General features: G+C 45.6%; 15 protein-coding genes. 4 read left to right on the plus strand and 11 right to left on the minus strand.

All coding sequences use genetic code 11. The features are described 5' to 3' along the window. Positions 1–176 precede the first annotated feature (176 nt). The 3 genes from ACLWBD_RS06740 to ACLWBD_RS06750 form a co-directional block, all read right to left on the minus strand. Positions 177–1,019, minus strand: a complete 843-nt coding sequence (locus tag ACLWBD_RS06740) for a hypothetical protein (RefSeq protein ID WP_413570178.1) — start codon at positions 1,017–1,019, stop codon at positions 177–179. 46 nt (positions 1,020–1,065) lie between these two features. After that, positions 1,066–1,839: an exodeoxyribonuclease III gene (locus ACLWBD_RS06745; RefSeq protein WP_413570180.1), complete on the minus strand. Its 774-nt coding sequence runs from the start codon at positions 1,837–1,839 to the stop codon at positions 1,066–1,068. Between the two features lie 72 nt (positions 1,840–1,911). Continuing rightward, positions 1,912–2,811 carry a LysR family transcriptional regulator gene (locus ACLWBD_RS06750; protein ID WP_413570183.1) on the minus strand — a complete coding sequence of 300 codons (900 nt, stop codon included), beginning with the start codon at positions 2,809–2,811 and terminating at the stop codon, positions 1,912–1,914. 116 nt (positions 2,812–2,927) lie between these two features. Between ACLWBD_RS06750 and ACLWBD_RS06755 the strand changes: the two genes are divergently transcribed. Next, positions 2,928–3,680 carry an SDR family NAD(P)-dependent oxidoreductase gene (locus ACLWBD_RS06755; RefSeq protein WP_063208311.1) on the plus strand — a complete coding sequence of 251 codons (753 nt, stop codon included), beginning with the start codon at positions 2,928–2,930 and terminating at the stop codon, positions 3,678–3,680. On the opposite strand, the gene ACLWBD_RS06760 is transcribed toward ACLWBD_RS06755, so the two are convergent. The 8 genes from ACLWBD_RS06760 to ACLWBD_RS06795 all read right to left on the minus strand — a co-directional run bounded on the left by ACLWBD_RS06760 (position 3,681) and on the right by ACLWBD_RS06795 (position 13,039). Beyond that, complete coding sequence (locus tag ACLWBD_RS06760; RefSeq protein WP_413570185.1) at positions 3,681–4,118, minus strand: hypothetical protein; 438 nt, start codon at positions 4,116–4,118, stop codon at positions 3,681–3,683. A gap of 122 nt (positions 4,119–4,240) precedes the next feature. Next, positions 4,241–6,919, minus strand: a complete 2,679-nt coding sequence (locus ACLWBD_RS06765) for a phosphoenolpyruvate synthase (RefSeq protein WP_413570187.1) — start codon at positions 6,917–6,919, stop codon at positions 4,241–4,243. Between the two features lie 2 nt (positions 6,920–6,921). Beyond that, entirely contained in the window at positions 6,922–7,728 is an 807-nt protein-coding gene (locus ACLWBD_RS06770; protein WP_413570189.1) for a UbiA family prenyltransferase, read from the minus strand. Between the two features lie 49 nt (positions 7,729–7,777). After that, positions 7,778–10,186 (minus strand): alpha/beta fold hydrolase, encoded by a 2,409-nt coding sequence (locus ACLWBD_RS06775; RefSeq protein ID WP_413570191.1) that lies wholly within the window; start codon positions 10,184–10,186, stop codon positions 7,778–7,780. Then, positions 10,183–10,923 (minus strand): formyltransferase family protein, encoded by a 741-nt coding sequence (locus ACLWBD_RS06780; RefSeq protein ID WP_413570193.1) that lies wholly within the window; start codon positions 10,921–10,923, stop codon positions 10,183–10,185. The genes ACLWBD_RS06775 and ACLWBD_RS06780 overlap by 4 nt, the downstream gene beginning before the upstream one ends. A 172-nt stretch (positions 10,924–11,095) precedes the next feature. Next, the gene (locus tag ACLWBD_RS06785) at positions 11,096–11,665 is read right to left on the minus strand and encodes a Yip1 family protein (RefSeq protein WP_063208302.1); all 570 of its coding nucleotides are present in this window, start codon (positions 11,663–11,665) and stop codon (positions 11,096–11,098) included. Positions 11,666–11,706: 41 nt separating this feature from the next. Then, the gene (locus ACLWBD_RS06790) at positions 11,707–12,375 is read right to left on the minus strand and encodes a hypothetical protein (protein ID WP_413570196.1); all 669 of its coding nucleotides are present in this window, start codon (positions 12,373–12,375) and stop codon (positions 11,707–11,709) included. Positions 12,376–12,382: 7 nt separating this feature from the next. Then, the gene (locus ACLWBD_RS06795) at positions 12,383–13,039 is read right to left on the minus strand and encodes a hypothetical protein (RefSeq protein WP_063208298.1); all 657 of its coding nucleotides are present in this window, start codon (positions 13,037–13,039) and stop codon (positions 12,383–12,385) included. 79 nt (positions 13,040–13,118) lie between these two features. On the opposite strand from ACLWBD_RS06795, the gene ACLWBD_RS06800 reads away from it, so the two are divergent. The 3 genes from ACLWBD_RS06800 to ACLWBD_RS06810 are packed head-to-tail and all read left to right on the plus strand — an operon-like array spanning position 13,119 to position 15,120. Continuing rightward, positions 13,119–13,559 carry a hypothetical protein gene (locus tag ACLWBD_RS06800; protein WP_413570198.1) on the plus strand — a complete coding sequence of 147 codons (441 nt, stop codon included), beginning with the start codon at positions 13,119–13,121 and terminating at the stop codon, positions 13,557–13,559. A 45-nt stretch (positions 13,560–13,604) separates the two neighbouring features. Then, positions 13,605–14,300 (plus strand): polyprenol monophosphomannose synthase, encoded by a 696-nt coding sequence (locus ACLWBD_RS06805; RefSeq protein WP_063208293.1) that lies wholly within the window; start codon positions 13,605–13,607, stop codon positions 14,298–14,300. Next, positions 14,260–15,120 carry an SH3 domain-containing protein gene (locus tag ACLWBD_RS06810; protein ID WP_413570200.1) on the plus strand — a complete coding sequence of 287 codons (861 nt, stop codon included), beginning with the start codon at positions 14,260–14,262 and terminating at the stop codon, positions 15,118–15,120. The genes ACLWBD_RS06805 and ACLWBD_RS06810 overlap by 41 nt, the downstream gene beginning before the upstream one ends. The last annotated feature ends 15 nt before the right edge of the window (positions 15,121–15,135 follow it).

Genomic DNA, 15,135 nt, shown 5'->3' on the forward strand with positions numbered 1-15,135 from the left:
TTTTGTCGTTTCCGAATACTTTCTAGAGACATTGACGATCAGGATGCGAGCCTGACGACGTCGCAAAACAATCCGCCTTCGCGGATTGTTTTGCTCCATGCTCCGCACTAAAACGCGCCCACTCGGCGCGTTTTACTGCGGGCACAAAGTTCGACCCTTATCGCAACCTGTTTTTTCTAATTTAATTCGGTCAGGTTTGATGGCAGTTCGAACTCTTGGACGTCCAAGAGTGGAAGTTGATTCTGGTAAACGATGATTGAAAAAACAAATTGGCTTTCTGAGGGTTTAAAAGGTTGGTTGGCATTGAGATAGTTTTGGATCGCATCGGCCATAGCGGCTGCGTCCGCTTTATCATATTTTTTTGCAGGAGCTAGAAAAATAGGAAGTACAACCCATGGGATTTTCGGTCCAACGGAGTATTCATAAGAAGCGCGGAAGGAGTAAGTCAGGTTAGGACTGATGGCGACGGTTTTTGTTAGCAGCAAGTCGATCCAGGATTTTAAATCCTTTTTGTTTTTCGAATTCAAAATCGTGGGAACGGATATTTTTTCCTGATGCATGATTAATATTTGCAAAGGATTCCGGAATTGCACCCAAGGAGATGCGTTTTCTCCGTTAATGCAGCGATAGCTGATTTTCGGACTTCCGTTTTTAATCGAATGCCACTGCGGGATTTGGATTTGCACTTTGTCGGTTAGATTTTTTACGGTTGGAAGCGCTAGATCCTTTGGATAGCTTTTGTCGGCGACCACGTTGAAGCTGTTTTTATAGTTTGAAGTGATCTTGACTGTCGAATCATTGATCTTCATTTCAACAGTAGTCCCATCCCAATCAATATCGCTCAGGGTATTCTGAACAGTGATGATAAAGAGATCGTCAGCATTGGAAACTGTATTGTCATAGAAATAAGTCTGCGCGACTAGGACCGGAGAGGCTACTTCTTTGGCTTGAGTTGAAATGCTGGCCACTGAGGCCAATAAAAAAGAAAATGCAAAAGTTTTTAAATCTAATTTCGTCATACTTTTTCGTATCACGAAACTTTCACTAAACTCAATCAGCCTTGCATTACTTCTTCAAAGTAAGGCGCACAGGGCAATGATCGGATCCCATAACATCCGGCAGGTGACTGACGGATTTTAAGCGGTCGGAGGCTTCTTTGTTCACCAAGAAATAGTCCAAGCGCCAACCCACGTTTCTTTCGCGGACTCCGGGGCGATAGCTCCACCAGGTGTAGTGACCTGCGCCTTGTTCGAATTTACGGAAGCTGTCGACCCATTCTAGCTTTTCTAAGAAGTGAGTCATCCAGGCGCGCTCTTCAGGCAAAAAGCCGGCATTTTTAACGTTGGTCTTTGGGTTTTTCAAATCGATCTCTTTATGGGCGATATTGAAGTCACCGCAGATAACAACCTCGCGACCTTTTTTGCGTAAAGCTTGTAAGCGCTTTTCCGCCGCCGCACAGAATTCTAATTTGAAGGGCAGGCGAGCGTGATCGCGTTGGCTGTTGGGCCAATAGCTGTTCACGACAGTGATGGAACCAAAATCAGCTTCCAGCCAGCGGCCTTCGCGATCGAATTTTTCAATGCCTAAACCCCGGCGAACGGCATCAGGCTCTTTTTTAGAATAAAGTGCCAACCCCGAATATCCAGGTTTTTCAGCAAAGTTCCACGTCGAGTGATAGCGAGCCGGGTGATAGAATGTTTCGTCTTCTTGAATAGCTTCTTCAGAAATTTTGATTTCTTGAAGGCAGACGATATCGGCCTTCTCATTTTCAAACCATTCGCGAAAGTTTTTACGTTGAACCGAGCGAAGACCGTTAACATTCCATGTGATCAATTTCATGTTTTTACAATAGGCAAGGACGTCTTAGAAATCAAGTCAGGTTCCGGTGATGCGAGGACGTATCAGGTCCTTCTAGACGATATAATCCCGCATGATTTCGCTCACCCAATCCATGAATACCTGAACACGTTTGGCAACGTGACGACGATGAGGATAAACGAGAGAGACCGGCATAGGCTCACTTTTTAAGGTCGGTAAAATCTCAATCAGGGATTTATTCTTCAGATACTCTTTCAATCCCGCTTTAGGGGCTTGAATAATTCCCAGTCCTGCTAGACATGCCGACAGGTAGTTTTCAGCGTTATTCACGGTGATCTGCCCTCGCATTTTTTTAATCTGAAACTTTTCTCCGTCGAAGTATTCAAAACCGTCAGGCTTCGCTCCGAGGGTTTGTACATAGTGGACCAGAAAGTGCTCTGATAAATCTTCCAGATTTTTAGGACGACCGTATTTTTTTATATAAAGAGGACTCACACAGTTGACGACCGTGAACTTCCCCAGAGGTCTTGCGATAAGTCCCGAATCTGTCAAATTTCCTACACGAATAACACAATCAAAACCTTCACGGACAAGGTCCACTCGACGATCCGTGCTGCTTAATTCGATCTCGATACCCGGGTGGGCTTTTAAAAATTCCGGAAGCCGTGGAGCGATCAAATTTTTTGCTATACCTGTCGACATATCGACGCGAATTCTTCCTGACAGGCGACCCGCGTCTTTCTTAAACAGCGAATCAAGTTCCTCAATATCCGCCAGAAGATCCTTGCATCGCTCATAGTAAGTCATTCCGTCCTGGGTCATCTGAACGCGACGGGTGGTGCGGTGAAGAAGTCGGGTGCCCGTATCCGCCTCAAGTTGTTGGATGATATTAGAAATATGGGCCTTGGACATACCAAGGCTTTCTGCCGCTTTTACGAAGCTCGATAATTCGCTGACGCGCATGTAGACTTTCATAGCTTCTATACGGTCCATCCCATCCTCGATTGTTCAGTAATAGTGAACAGTGTATCAAAAATATCGGTGTTTATCAATTATGGCAAACTTCCTAAAATAAAAATGTAACCAGCACTATTTAAAAGGAGTTTGTTATGAAAATCGCAATTATCACCGGTGGCAGCCGAGGGTTGGGTAAGAATACCGCTTTGAAGCTAGCTCAAAAAGGGAACGACGTTATCTTGACTTATCATTCTAAGAAAGCCGAGGCAGACCAAGTCGTGGCCGAGATTGAAAGACAAGGACGTAAGGCCGTGGCCATGCCTCTTGACGCTGGGGCGGTGGAGAGTTTTGAAGCCTTTGCCGTGGCAGTTCGTCAGGTTTTAAAAGAAAAATGGAATCGTACGGACTTTGACTTTCTTATTAATAATGCAGGCACTGCTCTAGAGGCTTCGATCATGGAGACCACAGCAGAGGACTTTGATAAGTTGGTCAATGTCCATCTGAAAGGTCCTTTCTTTTTAACCCAAAAGCTTCTTCCCCTTATGAAAGACGGCGGACGCATTGTGAATATCTCTTCGGGGCTAGCTCGTTTCGCCTTACCAGGTAAAGCGGCTTACGCTTCGATGAAAGGCGCGATCGAAGTACTGACTCGCTATATGGCGAAAGAATTCGGCGCCCGTGGCATCGCTGCCAATGTCGTAGCACCTGGAGCCATTGAGACTGATTTTGGTGGCGGCGTGGTCCGGGATAATCCTGAAGTAAATAAATTCATCGCATCTCAAACGGCTTTAGGACGAGTCGGCGTTCCTGAAGATATTGGAGGTGTGATTGCATCTCTTCTTTCTGAAGATAATGCCTGGATCAATGCTCAACGAATTGAAGCTTCCGGTGGGATGTTTCTTTAATTAATCTGCACACGGAGCAGGTGTCATGGTGAGGTTGCGATAAGCGACCTCACCGGTTGAACAACCTTCGTCAGCGGAATTGACTTCTCCGGCCAAATAGTCGGAAGTTAAAATCAAAGAGCTTGATTCTTTAATAAGCGAGGTCTTTCCTCCATCACACTCCACCAAGAAATCGCCGCCATTTTCGAATTGATAGGCGACAGTCGAAAACTTCAAAGTCTTGGATTGGGCGCGAAGTTTTATATGAGGAGGCGTTTCTACGCCTTCGCTATCAACGGTTTTTTCATCTTGATAAACCAACTGTGCGGCGCTGGCCTTTTCCGATTTTCCGTTTTCAGTTTTTATCGTGATGCTTTGCGGATTGGAAGCTTTGTAGCACGCGACTTTGCCGTAAGAGATGCTGGCAAACAGAAGCACGAAAGCGAAAAGTGATTTCATAAGGCCTCCTTGGGGGACCCATTTAGGCTAGTAGCGAAGCTGTAGGAAGTACTGCAGATTCTTTCGCGGCTATCAAATGACAAAGTTTTTGAAAGAATGAAGACGGGAGGTCCCGTCCTCACTTATTCGTCTAAGATTTTAATTGTACCTGCCTTGGCATCAATGCGAACGCGCATGCCGGATTTAATTCGTTTTGTTAATCCTGGGATGCTGACGATCGCAGGGATTCCCATCTCTCTGGCAACAATGGCCGAGTGAGAAAGCAAGCTTCCGCGCTCTACCAAAAGCCCTGAGATCGCTGGATAAAGAGGGACCCACCCTGGATCGGTACGAGCTGTCACCAGAATCTCGCCATTCAGTTCCAAGTTATCACTTGGATTTAAGATAACCTTGACGACACCTTCAAGAACTCCTGGGCAGCACGGCAGACCTTTTAAGTCATAGTCGCCAGATTCAGCCACCTGAGGAATCTCTTCTTTAATAAACGTGTTGTCCCAATAGACCGCTCCTCGAGTCATCACGCGCGGGTCCGTTTCTTCAGCGAATTGACCATAATCTTTTTTGCGTAGCTCGATAATGCCTTTCAGGTTGTAGGAGGGCAGAGTGCCGTTGTAAATCCCAAAGACTTCTTCGATGGTCAGCCAGAAGATATCTCGGGGTTGCTCAAGCGCGCTCATTGTCGCCAAATCTTCACCAATAGTTTGGAAGATCGTGCGGGCAATACCGTAAATACGTGTGCGCGCAAAACGCGTGTTTTCGCGGTTCTTCACGGCTTTACGGGCGTGTTTAAGGACCCAGAAATAAAATTTCTTTTTAAAGCCAGTCAGATGCGAAGCAACTTTAGCTTCGGCTTGAGTTCGCAAAGACTTTTCGTGAGAGTCATCGTGAACCTCCGTCTGACCTGACTTCAAATAGTTTTTCAAACAGACAAAGAGGTAACTTGGATCTGTGAGAAGATCGATCTCCTCAAGTTTCATCTCACTCATACAGCGGAATCCGTACTTGTCGAGATAGTCTAAGACGGACTTATAGAATTCTTGGTAAGGTGATTGATTTAAAGCCTCCAGACCCTCGGCGGGATCGATGGTCTCGATCAGTTTGCGTAAGTCTGGATTTTGCGCGGCTTTATTCGCTAAGCGCAGTAAAGCCTTTGTCGGCTCGGCACTTTCCAGTCCCCCTTCACCCGCAAGAAGGTCATTTTGGATGGTCGAATCCAAATCTTTCAACCATGTGGTTGTCAGCTTACGTAAAAGGCCGAAGTGAACCATGCACAAGAAGTCATTGATGATTGGGGCTTTCCAGCGGCCCAGCATGTTTCGCTCAAGCTCCATGTAAATGCGAATGAGCTGGTCGCCGCGCATGCGCTTGAGAGGCAGACTTCGGTACTTGTCATAGTCGCGATGGAAAGTCGCTAAAAAGTCATCCACCGTGCTTTGAATGGTGAAGTGGTACTTAATAAAATTAAATCCCGTGATGGCTTTGCGGATGCGACCACTGAAAGTGTCCCACGAAGGGTGAGGTTTGATACGATCGGCGATTTCTTCGCTGAGTGCTTCAGAAACTCCCATCATGGTTTCCATGAACTCGCGATTCTGTTTAAAGCCCGGAAGAACGCCGACAAGTTTGTACCAATTGAAAAGATTGTAATACACACGGCCATTCAAAGATCCCAGCATGTATCCTAAGTAAGAGTCCATGTCTTTAATGATCTCATTCGGAACACCTAAAACTTCACAGAACTGCACGTACACGGCTTTATAGTTTCTAAGGGCGAAACTAAAACTCAAAGGTGAGGTCAAACCTCCATAGGATTCAATGATGTTTGAATTGTCCCAAAGATTCGGATAACCAATCAAGTCGGCCTGCAACGTCGTTACGGGACGAGTTTGTAAAATATAGATCTTACCGCCTTCAATCGCCCATTCGATATCTTGCGGACGATGATATTGCTCTTGAATTTTATGCCCGAGGCGATAGAGCTTTGAAAGCTCTTCCTGGGTCAAAGAGGCCGTGTTTACAAGATTGCTTGGAACAGGCAGGGTCGAGCAATGACCTGATGAGGACTTCTTCATCATCTCTTTTTTCTCGACGACTTCTTCTTTTAGAAGTTTTCCGCTATGTGCTTCAAGCCAGAAAGAATCTGCATCCAAAGTTCCTGACACCAGTCCTTCACCAACGCCATAGACGGAAGAAACGACATAGCGATCGATTTTCTTTTCGACTGGATCACAAGTGAAAAGAACACCGGATTTATCTGGATCAATCATGCGCTGTAAAACCACCGACACAGAAATCTTCTGAAGGTCGATGCCGTTTTCCAAACGATAGACCAAGCTTCGTTCAGAAAACGCGGATATCCAACACTGACGAATGTATTTTAGAATATCTTCTTTCCCTGAGACGTAAAGGAAACTGGATAGTTGTCCCGCAAATGAGTGTGAAAGACTGTCTTCATCCGCCGCCGAGGAACGCACTGAAAAAACATTGTTTGCGCCCAAATCCTTCAATGCTTTGTCCAAGGATTCTGAAAGATTTTTGGAGAGATCGGTTTTTTCAAAGAGAGCTCGAACTTCCGCCTCCGCTTGAAGAGGCGTGAGTTCCTTAGCCGAAAGACGTTGCATAATCAGCGATAAATTTGTTTTCACCGAAGGCGATGCTAGGAACTCTTGGAAGAATCTTTTACCGAAGACCACCCATTCAGGCACGGGAAGACCTGCTTGCGACATGAGGTAAAGATTAAAGCCTTTTCCTCCGGCTTCGTTTTTAGCAAAGAACAGTGTTGATTTTGGAGTTACAAGCATAGTTAGGATCTCCACATATAGATCACTAGAGCATAGTGAAGCAGCAAATAGACCCCGGAAATCGCACGGAAGAACTGCGCGGCAGGGGCGGTTTTTTTTATAATATAAATCAAACTTAGAACGACATAAGCTGACAAAGAAACCAGCCAAATCCAGTGGGGCTGAAGGTAGTAAGCGACTCCCACTCCCAGGATTGCTTGGCTCAAAGAAAGGGCTAAGGCTCCTTTGTCCGTAAAAATATTGGAATAGGAAGGCACATGCGGTCTTTCTTCGGAGCTCGCGAACGTTTTTCGAGCGAACTCAAAAAGATTGAAGAAGGCCCAGTTCATAAAAATAAATATCAAAAGCGGCAATGTGATTTCTTGAGGATTGACACCTGTCATGGCGACACCGCTAGAAAGACCTAAGAGAACGCTCACAAAGGTGTGAGTAACCGCGTAGGTCGTTAAATGCGGCCGCAAGGAGTCGCCGATAAAAAACTCCTCATACATCAAAAGACTGTAGCCGATGGCCGCTGCGTGAATCAGAAGAGAATAAACGCCTAGATTGCTGGCAAGACCAATCTCGAAAATAATGAGGAAAAGAAGGGCCACCTTGACTTGTCGAACCGTCAAAATTCCGCGCGCTAAAGGACGGGTGGGATTGACTTTCAAATCCACTTCATAGTCTTTGATTTCATCAAAAAGACGCATGCGAAAAAAGAACGACAGCATCAAAAGGAAGACGCAAGCAAAGCGTCCCCAATTCCATTCCAACCCTAAAGTGGAAGAAAAGAAAAGCCCGTTGGCCCATGAAAAAAGAAATATCATGGGCACATAAGAAGCGGGGCTGAATCTTTCTTTAATTAATATCCACCAATTACCCAATAATCACCTCGGGATCATTCAATTGATCGCGCAGAACTTTGTATTCCACCTTCGAGTGATGGCGAGGATCCATAGGGATCTTTTTAACAAACTTAATCTGATCCACGGGAATTTTATTTTTTTCAAAAACCCGGCGGATTTCTTTTTTGGCCGCCTCAAAGTCAAAACTTTGGCTGTTGATTTCTTGTTTTAATTCAACGACGGCGTAAGTCGCTTGTCCCAGAGAGGAGTCGGGAACCCCTAAGAAGGCGCAGCGGTAAGTAAAATCAAAACGCTTCAAAAGAACTTCGGAACGCACCGGGAAGTAGTACTTTCCCGCTCTTTCGATGGCGTTATTCACACGGCCCACGATCCAAAGATTTTTGTCGGAATCAATATAGGCCAAATCCCCGGTGCGATGCCATACGCGGTTCTTTTCATCCAAGATCTTTGTGGTTTTAAAGGCGTCGGGGTTGTTATAGTAGTCGCGGCAGACATGGTCGCCCGTACAGATAAATTCTCCGATTTCTCCATTCGGCACTTCGATTTTCTGCCATGAGGAGTCTTTCAAATCCACGGGGCCGTCTTTGATACGGATGAATTTAAAGTCGATGTCTTCACTGATGTGGCCGACGTTCACACCTTCCTCGATAATTTCAGGATCAGTGATCTTGCTTTCTTTTAGCATGTCGCGGCCCTCGATGTGAGCCATCGGTTCTGCTTCTGTAGAACCATACAAAATCCAAAGCTCAGTTTGGGGGGCAATGTCATAGAAAGCTTTGACGTCATCTTTAGAAATAGGCGCACCACCGGTCACGACACGACGAAGTCCCTTTAATATGATATTCTTTTCTTTGCAGTAACGAGCCAGTCCCACAAGCATGCTTGGAGATAACGTCGTGCAATTAATATTCTCATTTAAAATCTGACACGCCAAAATGGCCGAATCTCTTTCTGATGGGGCCGCTAAGTCCAATGCCGGTAACACCGTGGTCACCCCAGAAGCCAGGTTGTTCAAACTGAAGATCGGGAAGGCCGGCATGTCTTTGTCGACTTCTGTATAAGGTATCACATGCGAGAGCGCGTGATGTTGTGCTGACAGAAATCGATGCGTGCGATTGGCTCCTTTGGGTTTTCCCGTTGAGCCCGTCGTAAATGTGATCAATGCAGTGAACTCGCTTTCTACGGCCGCGATCGGTGACGGATCTTTTTTCAAAAGTTCCTCGAAACGGTGAGTGCACTTGTCGCCCGGTCCATACATAATTCGAATTGGCATGGATTGAAATTCAGGAACCTGATTCACAAGTTCAAAAGCCATATTGAAACTAATCATAGCTTTAGGGCCCACGCACTCTGCCGAAGCTCCTAAGTGATGACTGCGCGCCCAAGAATCCAAGAACACGGAAATAGCACCAATACGTTGTACAGCAAACATCGCCGTGTACATGTCAAGGCTCATCGGCAGGAAGATGATAACACGATCTCCTTTTTGAATACCGATATCTAAGAGTCCGCGCGCGAAAGAGTTGATTCTTGCGGCGAAATGTTTGTAGGTGATTTGATCATGCTTTAGAGGCGTGTGCGGATTGCCATCCCACTTTGCCAAGGTTTCGCGTGAAACCCACGAAAGTGCGACGCGGTCAGGGAATTCGCGTAAGTGCTTTTCCATGTAGCTGATCACGTTATTACGTTCATCAGCACCCGGGTAGTAACCAATTTTTTCAGAAGGGTGGGACATTCCTGGTTTCTCCTGCAAAACTTTTAAGATGTCTTGAATATGCGACCACAGAAGACTATGGCCCGCCTTAGATGCTTTCACGATTTTGTGGGATGGATATTGAGTGACGATTTGATTTTGAATCGACTCGTCCGTAATTTTGTCGTCACTTCCATAGACCACGGTGATAGGTGTTTTAACGACATCTTTGGCAGTCCACGGATTGTCCTGCATTTTAATTTTATTGAAGGCCGTTTTCTGCCAAAGATTCCAATCAAAACGATCTGTGATCTTTTGTAAATAGGGGTGGTCAGCCAATGACCATGGATGGAAAAGATCTTTTAGAAATGTGTCTTTGGATTTAGCAAAGTTCGATTTAATAAGAGCGTCGCCCAAGACAGGAAGCTTTAGCAAAGCGCCCGCTATCGGTGAAATCTCGCGTTCGGGTTTTAAATAAGGTGTGACTAAAATCACTTGCTCGACATACTTTTCGTAAGCAGGCAAAGTTTTTAAAATGCGGTAGCCACCCCAAGAGTGGCCTAGAAGAATTTTCTTTGACGAGTCTTGAGTCAGAAGATTCAACCACTCCTCACTGTCGGCTTTCACCGCGTGAAGGGTGTAGCCCAAAGGTTGAACGGCTTCTTTAAGCAAAGTCCAATCGTCGGGATGACCTGGGTTTCCATGCAAAGCAATGATGGTTTTCATATCTTTATTCCTCGCAGGCGTAGCTTGTAAAAATCGATGAGACCGGGGTTAGATCGGTACACGGTCTGGTCTGTTTTTGCGTTCTCAAGGCCTTGAATTTTCCGGGTGCGTGCAATTTCCTGCAGCACCTCCGTCGCAGCTGACGTCTCTAGTTGAGCGGCATTTTTTAATGACTCCAGATAGTTCTTTTTGTCGGAAGGCACTTCGACCACTTTAAGCAGTGAGCCGTCATCCAGTTTCGAAGTCATTTCGTGAATAGAAAAACCAAATGAGGTGCCGAAAAGATGCGCCCAAAAATCGCACATGAGTCCCCGTTGATGCGGAAGCAACCCATGATGGATGTTGATGCAGCCGATTTTTGGGATCGCTAGAAGGCGCTTTTTGAAGAAAGAGCGAGTTCGCGCATTTAAAATCACATCGGGTTCCAACGAAGAAAGAAACTGAATAGTTTCGTCAGAGTTGACGTCCTTAACGACCCACACTTTTTTACCCAAAGCTTCGTAGCGCTTTTGTTTTCGATCTAAGGAGTTGTCTAAGCTGTTTTTAAGAAGATGCCATCCCATCAGGGGGCCCGCTCCAGAGAGCATCAAAAGAAACGCTTTAAGGTATATATCAGCACTGCGGTTATCAATAACGACGAGCCCTTGTACGTAAGGGTTGTCGGCCAGGCCGAGCGTTAAGTCATCATAGTTATCCGGCACGAATGTCACGGCCGAAGTGATAACTAGGGTTTTCATGAACCTACCTCGATGCGTTCCAGAAGTTAAACAAACTGTGTTCCTGGACTTATATCGACAGATTTCGACCAGACCAAAAGAGAGTCAGTGTATTTACCGACAAAGGTCCAGTTGGCTCACATCTAAGATTGAGACATCAAGGCTGTATTCGAAATTAGGAAGGTTAAGGGGTTTAACCGAGTCTTTCCAAGCGCGAAATATCAATACGATTCCAAAGCCAAAGAATGAAAACAATGGCAAAAAGAATGGTAACCAGACGAAGTGCGCGACGCTTGTCCATCTGGAAATTTTCCGTCAGGCCCACGGCCATCAGTAAGGCGGTGAAAGCAAAACCCACTAAAGTAATCGGGGGAATGATCTCTGAACCCACTTGAAAAACAAAGAAAGGAATATTGGCAAAAAGGATCAGTGTGAAGATCTTGCGCAAAGAGCAGGTGCGTTTTTCATAAACCTGGAAGTAATAATAAATAAAAAGTGCGCCGATAAAAGTCGTCGTGACACCCACAAGTGGAGAGATGATGAATCCGCCCATCAAACGAAAAAAGTTCGGTGGTACTAATCCCGTCAACACGCCGGAAGCCATTGATAGAACCACTAAGGTCACGATCAACGTAGTCCAACTCCAGTCCGGCAGGTTTTTGATTTTTTCAATCGGGTGACGAAGGTAGTTCACGATGTAACGAAGAACTTCTTTGGCATTGTCGGAGTGAGCACCGGGAGTAACGTCTCTATAGTCTGTCATATCGTTATTGCATCATTTGCGCAGGACTTACGCAAGGGGATTTACAGAGACTCTCTTAAGTCCATCTCTGCTAATGTTTGCGCGCGGGTTAACAGGCGATGACTGTTTTCCAAGGCGGTTTTCGTATTGGCACCTAGCACGTTCAAGGAAGCGAGCTTTTTATTTTTAGCCGACTGACGATGAAGTGAATACGAAAGCTCCAGCAAAAGAGAGGCCGAGTTTGTCGGAATTTCGATAATTTCTTTGGGTATTGGGTAAGCCTTCAATGACTGGCTTCGAAGGTCCTCCGCTCCGGCATCCGCGAGCTCGGTAATGCTGATGACGCTGACTGATCGGCGCGAAGCTAGAAGGTCTGAAAATTCGTCCATGGTGGGAGCATCTAATACGAGATGAAAGCGGCGCTGACTTTTTTCTTGTTGTTCCAAGAACTGGCGAAAACGTTCTTTGCGCTGCTCAGATTTTTTCCAGGGAAGATGCAAAGTGAAAACTTCATAACCATGTTCCGCTAGAAAGACAGTATAGATATTCCAGTACTTGCTAAAGTAAAAGAGCGAACGCGGCCCGGTTACAAAAAGAAGAGGCCAACGGGTTAGCAGACAGTTGGGTTTGAGCTCAAAAGGAATTTCTTGGCGAGCACGGGCGCGATTTGAAAAAATCGCCAAGCCCAAAATGAAAACTAAAAGACTTAAAGAAAATACTACGACATCCACGTCCCCATTATAGGGACGTAGTCAGGCGAAAGGCAAAGTCAAAGGAGTTTTTGTCTGCCGTACGGTTTACCATAGCCGAACGAGCGCTGAGTTCCGCCCCTAAAGATAGATTCTTGTGCACTTGCGCCGCGAAGCCGGAAGAAACCACCAATGAAGGAGTGGTGTCATTCACGTCGATATTGCGAGTAGGGTCGGTGAAGCGCATAAAACGATTGGAAAGACCCGCGCTCAAAGAATAGTTCCAAATACTTTCAAGCTTGTTCGTGTAGCCCATCTTCAGATCGAACTCTTTCAAAGAGAGCTCTTCAGCTCCCGAAGAGGTGACACCATAATTTCTAAACACACCTTCGGAATACCAGTTCGGAGAAAACAGGTCCATCCCCATCGACAGTTGAATGCCGCTAGCATGGCGATTGAAATTTTTGTTCTGAGTCGCGATGTTCGTGAAGGTGTTCACGTAGCCAATCCCGGCATGTAAGCGCACGTCATCAAAAGAGCTCGTTTGCTTAGCGGCCATGACATTTTTCTTAGAGCTGAGCTCATCCAGAAGCTGGTCATAGGAAACTTCTTCATAGTCAGAAGAGGAAGCCGCCTGGACTAAAGTGGAAGAAGAGAACACCGAAAAAACGATCAAAACGAATTGGAGTGCTTTAGATATTTGCATTCCTTGATTCTAGCAAGGCTTTGTCATTTTTCATAAAATCATCTTTCGTTCTAGACCTCTTTATTGGCACACTAGAAGTATGTTTCCGAACTTTCGCCAACATCACAATTGTTACTGCGCTTTTTGTAAATCGCCTCGTCGCATTTATCGTAAGAAAAGTATTTCTTTGATGAACGTGTTGGGAAGTGCGCTAGCGTCGGTCGTGGTAATGTTCGCCATCTGGCAGCAGTTTGATCCTCGTGTGATGATTGTGTTTGTGGTGTGTCTGGCTTTTTCAGAAGTTTTCGTGAAAATCCGCTGGCGTCTTTCTGTGGTGTGCAGAGCGTGTGGTTTTGATCCCGTTCTTTACACCAAAGATCCACAGGCTGCGGCGGACAAGGTTCGTTTTCAATTGGATGTTCGCAAGCAAGATCCTAAATACCTTCTTGCCAAGCCGTTAAATTTGCCCGCAATCCCTGCAGAGAAAGCGAAAGCTCTTCAAGAAAAGGGAAAAGGGCGTTTAGTCTCTCGTTCCATTTGATCTAAAGATTGCCAGGTCGGCCGGTTTATGCCAGTTTAAGGGGGCATGAAAACACTGATCGTTATTCCTACGTACAATGAAAAAGAAAACATCCAGGCGATTGTTCCCGCCGTCCTTGCACAAAATTTAGGCGTTGAAATCTTGGTAGTTGATGACAACTCTCCAGATGGAACGGGTGCCATTGTTCGTGAGATGCAAAAGAACATTCCTCAGCTTCACTTGTTATCACGTCCTGGTAAGCAAGGTTTGGGAAAAGCCTATATTGCGGGATTTCGTTGGGGTATGGATCATGGCTTCGATGCGATCACAGAAATGGATGCCGACTTTTCTCACCGCCCTGAAGATCTGGGCCCGCTTCTTAAAAAATTAGAAACTCACGATTTCGCTGTGGGTTCTCGCTATGTCGAGGGAGGTCGCACTGTGAACTGGGGCCTCTTGCGCAAAATTATTTCCCGCGGTGGTGGTATTTACGCGCGCTTGATCCTGGGATTTCCGTTGAACGATTGGACCGGTGGCTTTAACGCTTGGAAAAAAGAAGTTCTGCACGCCATAGACCTTTCCACGGTTGAATCCAATGGATATAGCTTTCAAATCGAATTGAAATACAAAGCTATGAAAAAAGGTTTTAAAGGAGCCGAGTCACCGATTGTGTTTGAAGACCGTCGTGTTGGACAAAGCAAAATGTCTTTAAAAATCGTCATTGAGGCCTTCTATCGTGTATGGCTTATGCGCTTTAAGTAAGAGTCTTGCGGCTCTTACTCTTCTGCTTTTTCTTCCTCTTTTTTCCTGGGCTCAGGCGCAACAGGCCACAGTCATTCTTGATGGGGCGCTGGTGTATCAAGATGCGGATTTTGATGCTCCCGTTATCGCGACTTTAAAACGTGGCGCTGTTCATAGTATTTCCAAAGGTAAAAAAGGTCCGTTCTATAAAATCCGTATTAAGCCGGGTTCTGTCGGGTGGATTTCTGATACCGACATCAAACCTGGAGTTTATAAGTTAGAAACTCCCAAAGAAGAATCGCGAGCCGAGAAAAAAGACGAAAAAAGAAAACCTTTCTTTGCGACTCGCTATCGTGGACCGGCCTTGGATTTTATTAATTATACCGAGGACACTTTAGGTCAGGAGCGCTCGGAGTTTCTTCCTTTTTACGGTGTGAAGTTTGCCGGATTTAATACGATCTTCACGGGAGAAATCTACACTGAAGGAAATATCCTTTTTCACGTGGGAGCCCCGAAATATTATTCAGATTACACGGGAAAAGGCTCTGACGGTTTTATTTTCCTCGCGGATTTTTTGTTTCAAACCGTTCTTCCTCAAGGGAAAAACGGGATTTTCTTTTACGGGTTTGGCCCGATGTTTAAGTACTCTCACTTTACTTTGGAAGTTCCAAATGGAACAAAGACACTCAGTTATTCCGCAGATGATATGTCCTTGGGGGCGGTTTTTGACTTGGGCCTTTCATGGCGTTTGGGGCGCTACTCTATACGAACAGATGCTAAATACTATTGGGAACGAACGAAGTACTATGGCTTCGGTCTCAATTTTGGCTGGGAATTCTAATCTCACAATAACGCA

The organism is Bdellovibrio sp. HCB117 (assembly GCF_047305915.1).
Classification (GTDB): Bacteria; Bdellovibrionota; Bdellovibrionia; order Bdellovibrionales; family Bdellovibrionaceae; genus Bdellovibrio; species Bdellovibrio bacteriovorus_B.

Bases quoted from the DNA above. Each gene is read 5' to 3' on its own strand.
- ACLWBD_RS06740 (WP_413570178.1), bottom strand. From the start codon at position 1,019: ATGACGAAATTAGATTTAAAAACTTTTGCATTTTCTTTTTTATTGGCC.
- ACLWBD_RS06745 (WP_413570180.1), bottom strand. From the start codon at position 1,839: ATGAAATTGATCACATGGAATGTTAACGGTCTTCGCTCGGTTCAACGT.
- ACLWBD_RS06750 (WP_413570183.1), bottom strand. From the start codon at position 2,811: ATGGACCGTATAGAAGCTATGAAAGTCTACATGCGCGTCAGCGAATTA.
- ACLWBD_RS06755 (WP_063208311.1), top strand. From the start codon at position 2,928: ATGAAAATCGCAATTATCACCGGTGGCAGCCGAGGGTTGGGTAAGAAT.
- ACLWBD_RS06760 (WP_413570185.1), bottom strand. From the start codon at position 4,118: ATGAAATCACTTTTCGCTTTCGTGCTTCTGTTTGCCAGCATCTCTTAC.
- ACLWBD_RS06765 (WP_413570187.1), bottom strand. From the start codon at position 6,919: ATGCTTGTAACTCCAAAATCAACACTGTTCTTTGCTAAAAACGAAGCC.
- ACLWBD_RS06770 (WP_413570189.1), bottom strand. From the start codon at position 7,728: ATGATATTTCTTTTTTCATGGGCCAACGGGCTTTTCTTTTCTTCCACT.
- ACLWBD_RS06775 (WP_413570191.1), bottom strand. From the start codon at position 10,186: ATGAAAACCATCATTGCTTTGCATGGAAACCCAGGTCATCCCGACGAT.
- ACLWBD_RS06780 (WP_413570193.1), bottom strand. From the start codon at position 10,923: ATGAAAACCCTAGTTATCACTTCGGCCGTGACATTCGTGCCGGATAAC.
- ACLWBD_RS06785 (WP_063208302.1), bottom strand. From the start codon at position 11,665: ATGACAGACTATAGAGACGTTACTCCCGGTGCTCACTCCGACAATGCC.
- ACLWBD_RS06795 (WP_063208298.1), bottom strand. From the start codon at position 13,039: ATGCAAATATCTAAAGCACTCCAATTCGTTTTGATCGTTTTTTCGGTG.
- ACLWBD_RS06800 (WP_413570198.1), top strand. From the start codon at position 13,119: ATGTTTCCGAACTTTCGCCAACATCACAATTGTTACTGCGCTTTTTGT.
- ACLWBD_RS06805 (WP_063208293.1), top strand. From the start codon at position 13,605: ATGAAAACACTGATCGTTATTCCTACGTACAATGAAAAAGAAAACATC.